General features: G+C 50.4%; 7 protein-coding genes. 4 read left to right on the top strand and 3 right to left on the bottom strand.

The annotated features are described in order from the left end of the window. Positions 1 to 117 precede the first annotated feature (117 nt). The 4 genes from QUB11_RS07240 (at position 118) to QUB11_RS07225 (ending at position 11,047) form a co-directional block, all read left to right on the top strand. On the top strand, positions 118 to 3,210 hold the full coding sequence (locus QUB11_RS07240; protein WP_333205331.1) for a methyl-accepting chemotaxis protein: 3,093 nt from the start codon (positions 118 to 120) through the stop codon (positions 3,208 to 3,210). 141 nt (positions 3,211 to 3,351) lie between these two features. After that, complete coding sequence (locus QUB11_RS07235) at positions 3,352 to 4,170, top strand: HNH endonuclease (RefSeq protein WP_333390146.1); 819 nt, start codon at positions 3,352 to 3,354, stop codon at positions 4,168 to 4,170. A gap of 51 nt (positions 4,171 to 4,221) precedes the next feature. Next, positions 4,222 to 9,531 carry a response regulator gene (locus QUB11_RS07230; protein WP_333390144.1) on the top strand — a complete coding sequence of 1,770 codons (5,310 nt, stop codon included), beginning with the start codon at positions 4,222 to 4,224 and terminating at the stop codon, positions 9,529 to 9,531. A 172-nt stretch (positions 9,532 to 9,703) separates the two neighbouring features. After that, positions 9,704 to 11,047, top strand: coding sequence for a Rid family detoxifying hydrolase (locus QUB11_RS07225; RefSeq protein ID WP_333257168.1), 1,344 nt, complete (start codon positions 9,704 to 9,706; stop codon positions 11,045 to 11,047). A gap of 61 nt (positions 11,048 to 11,108) precedes the next feature. Here the strand turns inward: QUB11_RS07225 and QUB11_RS07220 are convergent, their stop codons facing one another. The 3 genes from QUB11_RS07220 to QUB11_RS07210 all read right to left on the bottom strand — a co-directional run bounded on the left by QUB11_RS07220 (position 11,109) and on the right by QUB11_RS07210 (position 14,237). After that, positions 11,109 to 11,486 carry a hypothetical protein gene (locus QUB11_RS07220; RefSeq protein WP_333205327.1) on the bottom strand — a complete coding sequence of 126 codons (378 nt, stop codon included), beginning with the start codon at positions 11,484 to 11,486 and terminating at the stop codon, positions 11,109 to 11,111. Positions 11,487 to 11,490: 4 nt separating this feature from the next. After that, positions 11,491 to 11,706, bottom strand: a complete 216-nt coding sequence (locus tag QUB11_RS07215; RefSeq protein ID WP_333205326.1) for a hypothetical protein — start codon at positions 11,704 to 11,706, stop codon at positions 11,491 to 11,493. A gap of 377 nt (positions 11,707 to 12,083) precedes the next feature. Next, positions 12,084 to 14,237 (bottom strand): polyribonucleotide nucleotidyltransferase, encoded by a 2,154-nt coding sequence (locus QUB11_RS07210; protein ID WP_333205325.1) that lies wholly within the window; start codon positions 14,235 to 14,237, stop codon positions 12,084 to 12,086. Between the last annotated feature and the right edge of the window lie 175 nt (positions 14,238 to 14,412).

Genomic DNA, 14,412 nt, shown 5'->3' with positions numbered 1-14,412 from the left:
TCGATTGGGGTCTAACCATCAACAGTCACACGACTTGAGGCGCGCATCTAAACATTCAATTCAAGATAAAAATCAAAAATCTCAAATCTAAAATCTAAAATCCAAAGAGGGCGGCAAATGGCAACAAGTACCAACTTTCAGCAGGACTACCAACGGGCAGAAGCGGCCTACATGGATGGCAATTATTCAGAAGCCGCAGCCCTAGTTTATCAATTAGTAGAAGATTTTCCCGAAGACCCCAGCGCTCGCTTGCTGTGCGGACACATTTACTGCTACGGACTGCAACAGTATGAGGTGGCGCGGGAACAGTACACGGTTGTGCTAGGCCTGAGTGACGACCAGAGTTTGGTGGAACACGCTCACAGCGGAATTACCTACACTGACCAATTTTTATCTGGAGAACTACAAACGGAAAATTTCGAGGCTTTGTCTGCTGAAACTGAATTAGAATTCTACCCAGACTTATCTCTCGATGAAGGGTTAGAAGACCCGGATTTGGGACTTTTCCAAGGAAATTCCCCATCCCTTTCCTATAGAAGTCAATCCCCAGACGACTTGGAAAACGAGGACTTGGCAGACTTGGGCATGAGTGGCTTGGGGTGGGAAGCAGAAGACGACGATCGCGCAGGCTCAGTCCCAGATTTAGCCTCACATTCTAACCCCTTTGGTGGCGACAGCGGCGGAATGGCAGCTTATGCTGAGAACTCCGACTCGCTAGACATAGACGAGTTTGCCGACTCGGACTTTGGAGACCCTTTCGCCTTAGATGATGGAGGGTTTGATGGTGCTGACTTGTCTAGCAGCAAAGTGTCTGCCAAAAGCGCACCTTACTCAGGAGATTCGTTTTCAGAAGCTCCGACTCAGATGCTCAACGGTCAAAGTTTTGCCTCAAAAGAAATCGGGAATTCCTTCGACTCGAACCAACTAGACTCCCCCATCGGCCCCTCGGACAATTTTGGCGAACCTTTTGCGGAGCTCGATTTGCCAGACGAATTCGACGATAACTCCGACTACGACTACCAATCCCCGCCCCAGAGTGGTCAAAATTACGGTCATAACGCACCAGGGGCCGAAGAGGAAGACCCCTTTGCCGAGGCGATGCCCTCGTCGGGTTTCGGGTCTTCTCGACCTCAAAACAAACAGCCGAATAACGGGTCGGACTACTCGTCAAACTATTCGCTGGCGGAAGACGAAACGCTGTTGATGGGAGGTGCTGTCCCCAACTCTCACTCGTCAAGGTCGAGCCGGGGACAATTTAATTCAGTCGATCCACCCTCTGCCAACAGCAACGGTTACAGCGACTCGGAACCCCCGGCATTTAGCTCTCGAGACAACTTCGAGTTAGATGCTTTTGAAGACGACGCTTTTAGCGATTCTTTCTCTTTCGACGAAAACGAACAAGCAACAGCTTTCGGGGCGTCCGACAAGAACCACAGCGCCTGGTCGTCCAAAGCTGGGAACGCTCAAGAACACAGCGACTTTTTAGACGAATTTGACGAGTTTGACGATTTGGGCAATTTGCCCGACTTTGACATCTCAGAAGATGCCACCAGTTCGATCTTGACTAGAAATAACACCAATTTCGGCAACTCGACCAGCGGCATGATGGGAACGACTGGCAGCAGCCTGGACTTTGATAACAGCGATGGCTCAGCAATTCGGGATGACGAAATATTTAGCATAAGCGGCCCGGCTGATGCGTCTGTGTCGAGTTTTTCTCCCACCGAAACAGAAGCGGTCGATACTTCGGTAACAGTAGAACAGGGGGGACTGGCTTTCTTGGAAAATGCCCCTTTGTTTACAAAACAGTTGTACACGGCAATCGGGGCGGGACTGGTTTCTCTGGTAGCTGTGGCTTTCGTCACCAACATTGCCTCCTATCAAGCTCTGCGGCAAGACAAACCGGAGGCGATCGTTTACCTGCGCCAAACAGGCTGGGTAATGACAGCAGCAGCAGGCTTTACGAGCTTTTTAACTTCTTGGGGCATCGGCCAGTTGATCGCCAAGCAGGTACGCAAGTCGTCGGATAATTTGCAAGCTCAGTTCGATGCGGTATCTCAAGGAACTTTGGACGCTCGCGCTACGGTTTACTCGGAAGATGAATTTGGCAAAATGGCTGCTAAATTCAACCACATGGCGAAGGTCATCCAAACCACGATTAGCGATACCAGGCGCAAGTCTGACGAGCAGGAACAGGCAAAAGAAGACTTGCAGCGCCAAGTGATTCGCTTGCTAGACGACGTGGAAGGAGCGGCTCGGGGTGACTTGACGGTGACTGCAGAAGTGACCGCAGACGTTTTGGGTGCTGTGGCTGACTCGTTTAACTTGACAATTCAAAATCTGCGCGAAATTGTCCATCAGGTGAAGCAAGCGGCTCGGGAGGTCAGCAAAGGCGCGACAGATAGTGCTAAGTTTGCGGGCGATTTGTCTTCCGACGCGCTGCGGCAAGCTGAGGAACTGGCGGCAACGCTGAATTCGGTACAAGTCCTCACCGATGCGATTCAGCGGGTCGCAGAGAGCGCTAGAGAGGCGGAAGAAGTGGCCCGGGGGGCGGCGGCAACGGCTCTGAAAGGTGGCGAGGCTGTGGAGCGGACGGTGGCGGGGATTTTGGAAATTCGAGAAACCGTAGCAGAAACTACGAGAAAAGTCAAGAGGTTGGCGGAAGCTTCTCAAGAAATTTCTAAGATTGTGGCTTTAATTGCGACGATCGCCTCCCGAACGAATTTGTTGGCCCTCAACGCCAGTATTGAGGCGGCGAGAGCTGGGGAAGCGGGCAGGGGTTTCGCGATCGTGGCAGACGAGGTGCGACAATTGGCAGACCGATCGGCTAAGTCTTTGAAAGAAATCGAACAGATCGTGATGCAAATTCAAAGCGAAACCGGCGCGGTAATGACGGCGATGGAAGAAGGGACGCAGCAAGTTATTGAGGGGACAAGATTGGCAGAACAGGCGAAGCGATCTCTTGAAGATATCATTCAAGTAACTAACCGAATTGACGTGTTAGTGCGATCGATTACTGCCGACACTGTAGAGCAAAACGAAACAGCTCGCGCCGTGGCCAGTGTGATGCAAGCAGTAGAGCTGACCGCTCAGGAAACGTCCCAAGAAGCGCAGCGAGTTTCGGGTGCTTTGCAAAATTTGGTAGGCGTTGCTCGCGACCTTTTGACATCGGTGGAAAGATTCCGAGTAGAAACAGCAGAAAGACAATAATCAATTGTCTAATGCTTTTTTTGCGGGCTGATTTACAATCACATTAGTGTGGCCATAATGGCATACAAAAAGCAACCTCGCAGTCTTGAAACCGCTGCGGGGATGCCAATCCAACACCTAAACAAAGTAGGAGTTGCACAGATGGACGATAACATAGTAGAGGTAATACCGGGCATCTTTGGTGAAGTTCAGCCGACGGGCTGTATTATCTCTACCCTAACCAAATCTAGCAGTGGCTATGCCAATAAAAGACTTCGCATTAACGGTGAATGGAAAACGTTTACTGTCCACCGTTTAGTATTAGAAAATATCTTAGGTCGTCCGATTAGACCGGAATACTTTGCTTGCCACACTTGTGATGTCCGCAACTGCATTAATCCAAACCATTTATGGGAAGGTTCTAGACTGGAAAATTCTCAAGATAGGTTTAAGAAAGGACGAATTAAAGATGTAGGAAGTACATCTGCGCCGAAACCTCAAAAACAAGTGCGAGGCATAGAAGTAATTCCAGGCATTCGCGCTGAAATACAGCCGAACGGCTGCATGATTTGTACCTTGGCTAAAAGAAGTGATGGTTACGCCATTAAAGGTACTAAAATTAAGGGCAAAACTCAAAGCTTCTACGCTCACAGACTGGTACTGGAACACAGACTGGGAAGACCTGTTAAACCCGGTTATTTTGCGTGTCACAGTTGCGACGATCGCGGTTGTGTCAATCCTGACCATTTGTGGGAAGGAACCCCCGCCGATAACTCCCGCGATGCTATAGAAAAAAACCGCTTTCCTTTCGTTCCCGGCAAGATATCTGTCCACCGCAAACTCCAACCCGAACAGGTGCGGGAGATTCGCTATCTTTTAAGTGAGGGCATATCGAAAAGAAAAATAGCCAGAACATTTGCCATATCTCGCAGTCAGATTATTCTCTTGGCAAGGGGCGAGATCTACAGAGACCTTCTCTAGAACTACTAACATAGACCCAATACAATAACGCTTAAAATCAGGAATAAAACTATGCTGCCGGAGCAACAACAGAGGATAATGGGCTACTTTATTGAGGAGGCAAAAGACCACCTCAATACGATCGAACAAGGCTTGCTGAATCTGCAAACCACGATCGAAGACCCAGAACTGGTCAACGAAGTATTTAGGGCCGCTCACTCTGTCAAAGGAGGAGCAGCAATGCTGGGGCTGACCAGCATTCAGCAAACAGCTCACAGACTAGAAGATAGTTTTAAAGTATTAAAAGAGTGCAGCGTTAAAGTAGACCAACAGCTAGAGTCCCTGTTTCTGCGAATTTTTGACACATTGCAAGGGCTGTTAGAGCAACTGTCGGGGCCTTTTGGACTGACAGAGGAATTGGGAGAACAGATGGTTCGAGAATTAGAACCAGTATTTGAAGAACTTAACGGGCACTTGGGGGGACTCGTTGGACACGGAGAACACCATGCAGACGAGAGCTACGCGATGCCAGTACCCGAACCAGTTATGGCGGGGGTGGGCGTCGGGGCCTTTGCCTCATCAAAGAGTTTTCCAGATGCGCGGTCAGTTTACGCACCTGATGTTAGAGCAACAGAAGACAGCGCGCTGCAGCTAGTATTTGACTCGGACGTGCCGGCGAGGATGCGGGAACTCCTGCAAGAGTTTAAACAGCCGGAGGGGCCAGAAAGCAGGCGCCAACTCAAGAACATTTGTCGGAACTTGCTCAGGGCAGGGGAAGAATTTGAACTGCCCTGCTGGATAGAATTGATCCAAGCTGTATCCAAGGCGATCGCCAACCCGGACAATACCTACCGTACCTTAGCCGCAATAATCATAAGAGACATCAAACAAGCGCAAGAACTGGTAATTTCTGGTCTAGAATCGTCGATCGCACCAAGCGCAAAACTTCTGGCGCTGCAGCCTGCTGTTCTGGTTCCCGAAACGGATTTTGAAGATTTGCTGGCCTTCGCTCAACCAAGTAAATCCGGGAAAAATGTGGTTTCTGTTGAGGATGAGGCTTGGGATCTGGTGGGTTCGGGCGATGCCCCGGATGGATTGAACAAGTTGCTGCCGAATATTTCTGGGCTGAGTATAGACGAGCTGTTCGACCAACTAGACAGTGGCGACAGCAACGATGACAGTGGCATTCGATCGGCCCAGTTCGACGAGGCCGCCTTCGCAGAATCGGATATAGAGACGGGTGCTTTTAGAGGCTCGACCCGCACCGGCCCGGAAGTGGGCGCGGCAGAACTCAACACTTTAGCTGACTTGTTTGACGGCGAGTCCCCGGATCTCGACGGCGCTTGGGAAGAAGAAGAAGACCTCGACTATGCACAGTCTTCTGGGATATCGGCGGGAATGCTGGGGTCAGACGATGACAATTCCGGCGATTTTACTGATTTGTTGTTTGACGAATACGATGCGGAAAGTTCCGAAACGAACACGAAGCCTCCGATTGATGACCTGACGAGTTTGTTTGGGGAGGATTTGCTGTTTGGAGAAGAGGCAGAGGGCTCGGCAGTAGCTGCCGATCAGAAAAATGGGGGTTCGAGCCAGCGGTTAACTCGCAAACAGCTTAAAACGGGTAACGGTAGGGGCGGTTTGGAGCGGCGAGACGACACGGTGGCCCCAGCCAGGGGACAAGCGGACGAAGATGCTCTCGGTACGCTGTTGGACGAAGTGGCTGCCCAAACTTCTGCTGGTGGTACGGACAATGCTGATTTCGAGAACTTGTTCGGCGATTTAGGCTTATCTGAGGCAACAGGTGGGCCGGCAGTCTCTTCGGAGTATTCCCTGAAGTCTGAGGCTTTAGACGGAGAATCGAAGGAGCCTGCAGCCGGGGGGGGCAATAATGATTCAGCGGAGGCAGAAGCGCTTGCTCTGCCTGAAATGGATGATTTCGAGTTGTTCTCTGAGCTGGGCGAGGACTCGGATTTGAGCGAGCTGTTGGGGATTACTTCTAATTTCCTTTCTTCAGAAGACGAAGGTGGGGAGAATGGGGGCGATCGAGATCAAGCTGCAGGCATCCCACAAAATGAGGAAATGGGCAACGTTCTTAACATGACATCAAATTCTGATTTAGATATCTCTGCGGATGAAAACTGGCTAGAAGATGCTTTCGGCCTGGAAGACGAGTCTGTGCAATCGCTCAACCTGGATATGGACGATAGGGATTTAGATGCGCTGTTTGGGGATATGACCTCGGGTGCGATTTCTGAGGATGAACAGACTGTGCGGGAGCGGCAAGGAGCGGGTACTTCCCGAGAAGCCGCAGATTTGGCTGAGCTATTCGGTTCTGTACCTACGGGTACCGAGTATGACGGAGAAGCTTCGGGGCAAGCCCGTGGGGGTTGGCCCAATGATGGGAATTCAGAATTGCTGAGTGCGGATGTGGGAGTTGATGAGGGAGACTTGGGGAGTTTGTTCGAGAACAATGGTGTGGCTGTTTCCGACCAAGGCTTGACAAATTCGGCAGGGGTAGAACTTCGGGCTGTGTCGGACGATCGTCCTGAGTCGGAAATTTCAAATGTCGAATCTGATGAGGGCGCAGCTTTCGATTTCTTGGAGGATATGTTTGGGGAAAGCATGGTGCTGCAGGGCGATGCTGGATCGGCGCCAGATGACGGCGCGGCTGTGGATGTGAAGGAGTTGTCTGCCGAACCTGCCGAGGATTTGGCAGGCGGGGTGAGTGCGGATTTGTTCGATCGAGCCGAAACAGATATCGCCGGGGAGTCTGAGGGCGAGGATGATTTGTTTGATGCCCTGGAAACGGATTTTTTGAGTGCGGATTTAGAGCCGCTGCCTGCAGAATCTCTCGATGGTATGTTGGAGGGCGATGCTGACTTGCTCTCGGCGATGGAAACCGGCGCTACTCTCAACAACGCAGAGTTGGAGGGTTTTGATGATTTGTTGGATTCGATCGATGCTGAGGTTCTGGTGACTTCGGAACTGACGACGGGCTTTTGGGACGCTGAGGACGACTCGGCCGAGGCCGATTCCTCGGAGTTGGAAGAGGGATCGCTGGCAGACTTTTTTGCCGAGGCAGAATCAGGCGATGAGGATGCCGAAGGCAATTTTGACGATTTAGAAGCTCTGTTAATCGCAGGGGGTGCAGGAGCTGTCATAGCAGCTTCTGGAAGCACAAATCAGAGTCCGGTAAATACAGAAGTTTTCTCTGATCTCGAAGAACTCCTCAGCGAGAGCGCAACTATGCCGGAAATTCACGGGCTACCGGCGACAACTGCTAGTAAAGCTCCGCGCACTGCTGCCGATGAGAGCGACGACGAATTCGGCGATTTAGAAAAACTGCTCGAAGATCCCAAGGACGGCGGCCGCCAAGGGGAAGGCAATATGGGGCCGTCGGCGATCAACAGACCCAGGCGGAATGCCCGCGCGGGCGGGTTCGGCGACCAGACGATGCGGGTGCCGGTCAAGCAACTGGATAACCTCAGCAATTTGATGGGGGAACTGGTGGTAAACCGCAACAGTTTGGAGCAAGACCAAGAACGGATGCGACAGTTTTTGGACAATTTGCTGCACCAGGTGGCGCTGCTGAGCGATGTGAGCCAGCGGACTCAGGATTTCTACGAGCGGAGTCTTTTGGAGATTGCTTTGTTGGCAAACCGGCAGGGACACCGATCGGCCTGGCGCTCTGAGGATTCTGCCCACACAAGGGAAAGTGCCTGGAGACCAGAGGAAATGGACAGGTTTACTCCTTTCCACAGTTTGGCTCAAGAGATTATTGAGCTGATCGTGCGGGTGCGGGAGTCGGCTGCGGACATCGAGTTTTTGGTGGATGAGGCTGATCAGGTGACTCGCCAACTGCGACAAGTTACGACTCAACTGCAAGAAGGTTTGACTCGCGCCCGGATGAAGCCGTTTGCGGAGACGACGGACAGGCTGTTCCGCGCGGTGCGGGAAATCGCGATTAAGTGCGGGAAGCAGGCTCAGTTGCAGGTTGAGGGTAAGGAGATTTTGATCGACAAGATGATTGTGGATCAGCTATATGACCCGATGACTCATTTGGTGAACAATGCGATTACTCACGGGATCGAAGCGCCGGAGGTGCGTCTGGCGGCTGGGAAGCCTGCTGTCGGCAGGATTACGATTCGCGCTTTCCACCAAGGGAACCAAACGGTGGTTTCGGTTTCTGACGACGGGGCGGGAATTGACCCGCAAAGGGTGAAGGCGAAGGCGATTAAGCAGGGTATGCTGACGGCGGCTCAGGCTCAGAGGATGTCTCGCTCGGAAGTTTACGATTTGCTGTTTATGCCGGGTTTCAGCACTCAGGAACAGGCGACGGAGTATGCCGGCCGGGGGGTCGGTATGAATGTGGTGCAGACTTCCTTGCAGGAGATTCGGGGAACTGTGACGATTGATTCGACGCTCGGCAAGGGGACTGTGTTTACCATCCGTTTACCTCTGGTGTTGAGCATTTCTAAGGCTCTGACTTGCATTAGCGATCGAGCTCGCATTGCTTTCCCGATGGATGGGGTCGAGGATATGATCGATGTCCCTCGCGATCAGGTGACGACGGGGGCCGATGGTTTGCCTTGCATTGAGTGGCGGGGTCAAAGCTTGCCGTTCCGGCCACTGCGGGATTTGCTGGCTTACAGCCGCCATTTGGGTCGCGGCAGTGTTTACGGGTTTAATACTGACGATGACATGATTTCGGTGATCGTGCTGCGCTCTGCTGGCAATTTCTTGGCGGTGCAGGTGGATCAGGTTTCGACGGAACAGGAAATTGTGATCAAGCCGTTGGAAGGGCCGGTGCCGAAGCCGATCGGGATTGCTGGGGCCACGGTGCTCGGAGACGGTCGGATCGTGGCAATTGCGGATGTTCTGGAGCTGATCGATTTGGCGACGGGAAGGCTGCGGAAGGACACTGGCGGTACGCTTTGGGATGAGGGCGATCGGGCTGCTGCCGAGGCGGAAATCGAGAAGACTGAGCCGACTGTGCTGATTGTCGATGACTCGATTACGGTGCGATCGCTATTGTCTATTACTTTCGAGAAGTCTGGCTATCGTGTGGAAGAAGCTCGCGACGGTAAGGAAGCTTGGGAAAAGATGAAATCTGGTCTGCCTTGCGATATCGTTTTCTGCGATATTGAAATGCCGAGAATGGACGGTTTGGAACTACTTTCTCGGATGCAGAAGGATGCGGTTTTGTGTGAATTGCCGATCGCGATGCTAACTTCTCGCGGTGCTGACAGACACCGCCAAATGGCTTACAGTTTGGGCGCGAAGGGCTATTTCACTAAGCCTTATTTGGAGGAGCAATTGCTTGATGCTGCTTCTCGGATGTTGAAAGGTGAGGTTGTTGGTGCTCCGGTTGGTGTGTAATGTGTAAATCTGCTTTTATCTGCGGTTAAAAAAGGTAATTTCTTAACCGCAGATGAAAATGGATTAACGCGGATTGACGCAGATAATCTCTAGTTCATCTGCGTTAATCTGTGTTCATCTGCCTATATCTGCGGTTAAAAAATGGAATTTCTTAACCGCAGATGAAAATGGATTGACGCGGATTAACGCAGATTTAGATCGCGCTTTCGGTTTTGGTGGTAGGCTGGGAAAGTGGGGTTTAGCGGAAGGGCGATCGAGGTTATTTATGGATGCTAAAGAACTTTTAGAAAAATACGCTAAAGGCGAACGGGACTTTAATAACGTACAGCTAAGTGGGATAGACCTCAAAGGTGCAGACTTGAGTGGAATAGACCTACGCGGTGCAAATTTGACAGGAGCTGAGTTGAATGAGGCCACTTTGAACAAAGCAAGCCTCTATGGCGCAGACTTGAGTAGAGCATCCCTGTTAGGAACAAACTTAATCGGGCTGGAAGGTAATAGTGTCAACTTCAGTTTTGCAGACCTCAGCGGGGCTGACTTGAGTAGGGCAAACCTCAATGGGGCCAATTTGAGTAATACTAAACTGGAAAATGCAAACCTGAGTGAGGCCCAATTAAGCTCTGTATCGTTAACTAAAGCCTCCTTGAAGAACGCAAAGTTAAATAGAGCAAACCTGAGCAAGTCAAATTTGACTAGGGCAAACTTGACAGGAGCCGAATTGATTCAAGTGAACTTAGGGGGTGCTAACCTCGAAGGTGTCAATTTTCAGAGAGCCAAACTCCGAGGTGTCAATCTGTCTGCATTTAACTTATCAGGCGTGAATCTGACTGAGGCGGATGTTAGTGCAGCAGACCTCACAGGGACTAATTTGAAAAAAGCCTGTCTGAAAAGGACAAATCTAAAAAAAGCTAGCCTTAAAAAAGCAACTATAATGCTAGCAAGTTTGGAGGAAGCCAACCTTCAGGAAGCAGACTTGACGGATGCTCAAACCTATGATTGGAATATTAAAAATGCAGACTTCACTGGTGCGATAATGCCAGATGGAGAACTCTACCAGCCAGAAACCTCAGACGGACAAATCTACCAGCCGGAAACCTCGGAAAAACTATCCCAAAAAGTGATATCTATGACGCGCAAAATTATTCGTACTGACAAAGCACCCGCACCCGTGGGCCCTTACAATCAAGCCATTGCCGCTACGGGCACTATGCTGTTTGTAGCTGGTCAAATTGCGATCGACATTAGACTAAACGATATTGTCTACACCGACGACGTGGCAAAACAAACCGAACAAGTTATGGCAAATCTCGAAGCCATTCTCACAGAAGCCGGCGCTACTTGGTTGGATGTGGTAAAAACTACGGTTTTCCTCAAAGATATGAATGATTTCGCCGCCGTAAATGCGGTTTATGCGAAATATTTTGATGCGGAAACTGCACCGGCGCGCGCTTGTGTGGAGGTTTCGCGTTTGCCGAAAGATGTGTTAGTTGAAATTGACTGCATTGCTGTGATTTGATTTTATCTTATTTTAGATGTCAGACTTTTTCCAGAAGTCGGGCATCTGGAATTCTGTTTTTTTAATGTTTTTGCAGTTGGGAAACTTGAATTTTCGGCAATTCTTTCCATTCGGGATCAATGGGTGAGTAGCAACAGTAGCATACCGCTAAACTGTCGTATTCAGCATTCGGAATTTCAGGCCTGTACTCCTCTACGCGCGAAACCTCCCAATCTCCCCAGCGAACGTGAGTGCTAGCAGCAGGGGATTTAGGCTCTGCACTCTCTTTAAAATGGCCAAAGTTTCGCAGGCGATCGCCCGTTTTAGGCAGAGGTTTGTTTGAGTAGTCGTAGTGTTCTGCTAGGATACTTGTGAGAGCACCTGTATGGGAAAGTAATCTATCCTCCCATCCCGGGGAAGAAAGCGATTCTGTTTTGAAAATGATCAACCGTTTTGGCATTGATTTATTCCTCTCTCTCGTGTTCGGGTTCGTATGGACTTGGTGGAAACTCTGTCAACCCTTCAAAGACACAATCAACCTTAAGTATTGAATCGTTTGTTTTTTCCCATCGGATTAATTCCCATCCCTGACGCTTGGCCATTTGCTCGCATTTCTCTGGATCAGTTGCACTATGACGGCTAATATTCTCTTCGGGCTCGTAGCGAGGTCTTGAGGTCATCTTTATCTGCGTTTTTATACAGACGCTGATGAAAATCAAACCTGCTATCTTCACCTGCAATGTCTGCGGTTTACAAGCCTATATCGTATCATTTATAGTAACTACCTAAGCATACTTTATATTTTTTTGAGTTCCCGCTCTGCGGGGACTTCTTTTATGTAGTTGCGGTTTCAACCGCCGAGGGTAAAGTGCGCGACTTTATTAACTTCTACAGCCGATCGCACTTTTGTCGATCTGTCGCTGTCGCGCACCTACTCCCAAATCAATCTGAAACAATCAGATTTAATCTCAATTAGCAATTAGCAATTACTAATCACGAGTTAGCAATTAGCAATTAGCAATTACTCTATAAGTAATTACCAATTACCAACTGTAAACTATTTATTCAGCGCTTCGCGGGCGGCTACCGCTTCGTCGGGATGAATATTCAAGCGGGTCAAATTAATTCGACCTTTATTGTCAATTTCTCGCACTTTGACAATCACTTCATCGTTCACAGCTAACTCGTCTTCCACTTTGCCAACGCGGTAGTCGGCTAACTGGGAAATGTGAATCATTCCTTCTTTTCCGGGCAAAATTTCCACAAAAGCGCCGATCGGAATAATTCGAGTTACGCGGCCGACATACACGTCTCCTGCATTCAACTTGCGTGTCATGCCTTGGACAATGTTGTAAGCCCGCTGAGCTTTTTCGCTGTCGTTGCCAGCAATTGTCACGGTTCCGTCGTCTTCGATGTCTATTTTGACACCGGTTTCTTCGGTGATGGCTTTGATCGTTTTGCCACCTGGCCCAATTACCAAACCGATAAATTCTGGATCGATTTTCAGGGTTAGCAAACGTGGTGCAAACGGCGACATTTCCTTGCGGGGAGTGTCGATGCTTGCCAGCATTCTTTCTAAAATGTGCAGTCTGGCGGGTTTGGCTTGGCGGATGGCATTGGCAATTACATCTAAGGGCAAACCTTTGATTTTCATGTCCATCTGCAAAGCAGTAATCCCGGTGTCGGTACCGGCTACTTTGAAGTCCATGTCGCCTAAGAAGTCTTCAATTGCCTGAATGTCAGTCAAAATTCGGACTTCATCGCCTTCTTTAATTAAGCCCATTGCCGCGCCGCTGACGGGTTGGGAAAGGGGAACGCCTGCATCCATTAATGCTAGCGTTGAGGCGCAAACTGAACCCATTGAGGTGGAACCGTCGGAAGAAAGGACTTCTGAAACTACGCGAATCACGTAGGGGAAATCTTCTTTGGATGGCAAAACCGGCAGTAAAGCGCGTTCTGCGAGGGCTCCGTGACCGATTTCTCGGCGTCCGGGCGATCGCATCGGCTTGGTTTCTGCTACCGAAAACGGCGGGAAATTGTAGTGATGCAGGTAGCGTTTGTCTTGCTGTGGGTGCAAGTCGTCTCCTAAGTCTTGGGCGTCGCCTGGGGTTCCCAGGGTAGCTGCGGACAAGACTTGAGTCAACCCGCGATTAAACAACCCAGTGCCGTGTACTCGCGACGGCAGCACGCCTACGCGACAAGAAACGGGTCGCACCTCGTCTAGCTTGCGGCCGTCTACACGGACGCCATCTTCGAGGATCTGCTTCCGCATCATTTTTTTGGTAACGTCTTTGAAAACGTTGCCGATCGCCTTGCTGTTGGCGGTGGCCGCTACTTTTACCGGGTCCTCTTCCGGGAGTTCGGCGATCGCAGCTTCGACTGCATTTGCCTTAACTTCGTCCAATGCTGCATTCCGTATTGTTTTGTCTTTTTCAAATCTTGACAAAATGATGCGGATGGGTTCTTGGGCGCGATCGCGAATAAAGTTTTCCAGGGCCGAATCTTGCGATGGCCGTTCCTCTACCACCAAATCGATGCCCAATTCCGCCATAATTTCGCGCTGGGCTTGAATCAAGTCACAGGCTGCTTCATAGCCGAAGTCGATCGCCTCGATGATATCCTGTTCGGGCAACTGGTTGGCGCCGGCTTCCACCATGATTACTCCGTCAGGAGAACCAGCTACCACGAGATCCAACTCGCCTTCTTTGATTTCGCTGTAGGTGGGGTTGATGATGAAATCGTCCCCTACCAAACCGACTCGCACTGCCGCCATCGGCCCGTAAAACGGCATTTTCGCCAGCAGTATCGCCACCGAAGCCCCCGTCACCGCCAAAACGTCTGGTGGCACTTGTTCGTCCATCGAAACCGTTGTGGCTACAACTTGGATGTCATCTCGCAGCCAGCTTGGAAATAGCGGACGCAGCGGTCGATCGATCAAACGACCAGTCAAAGTCACTTTTTCTGGGGGACGCCCTTCCCTTCGCAAAAATCCACCGGGAATTTTACCGCCAGCGTAGAGTCTCTCTTCGTAATCCACCAACAGGGGCAGGAAATCAATTCCTTCTCTCCCCTGCGATCGAGTCGCTGTCACTAAAACCGCCGTGTCACCCGACTGAATCAAAACTGCACCGCCTGCTTGAGGCGCTAGTAAACCAATCTTCAGTCTAATATCCCGTCCATCGAAGGATATTGACTTGTCTATCTCTACCATGTAGCACTGCTTCCTTATCTACCACATTCTTTCTCTGTCGGGATCGTAACATTACCACAGGATGTTTGAGAGTCCGACGCCAAAAGACAGGGATAATCGCCTCGCGATCGACTGTCTCTGTCTCGATTGTAAGCATTTATACTCGAAATTTTTTTTTTGCTGTCTGGGGTCTATT

Source organism: Microcoleus sp. B6-A1, assembly GCF_036705085.1.
Taxonomy (GTDB): Bacteria; Cyanobacteriota; Cyanobacteriia; order Cyanobacteriales; family Microcoleaceae; genus Microcoleus.
Note: the sequence above shows the minus strand (reverse complement) of the source record. Positions and strands in the feature narration are given on the sequence as shown.

Excerpts from the sequence above, each read along its gene's own strand:
- QUB11_RS07240 (WP_333205331.1), top strand. The coding sequence starts at position 118 with ATGGCAACAAGTACCAACTTTCAGCAGGACTACCAACGGGCAGAAGCG.
- QUB11_RS07230 (WP_333390144.1), top strand. The coding sequence starts at position 4,222 with ATGCTGCCGGAGCAACAACAGAGGATAATGGGCTACTTTATTGAGGAG.
- QUB11_RS07235 (WP_333390146.1), top strand. The coding sequence starts at position 3,352 with ATGGACGATAACATAGTAGAGGTAATACCGGGCATCTTTGGTGAAGTT.
- QUB11_RS07210 (WP_333205325.1), bottom strand. The coding sequence starts at position 14,237 with ATGGTAGAGATAGACAAGTCAATATCCTTCGATGGACGGGATATTAGA.
- QUB11_RS07220 (WP_333205327.1), bottom strand. The coding sequence starts at position 11,486 with ATGCCAAAACGGTTGATCATTTTCAAAACAGAATCGCTTTCTTCCCCG.
- QUB11_RS07215 (WP_333205326.1), bottom strand. The coding sequence starts at position 11,706 with ATGACCTCAAGACCTCGCTACGAGCCCGAAGAGAATATTAGCCGTCAT.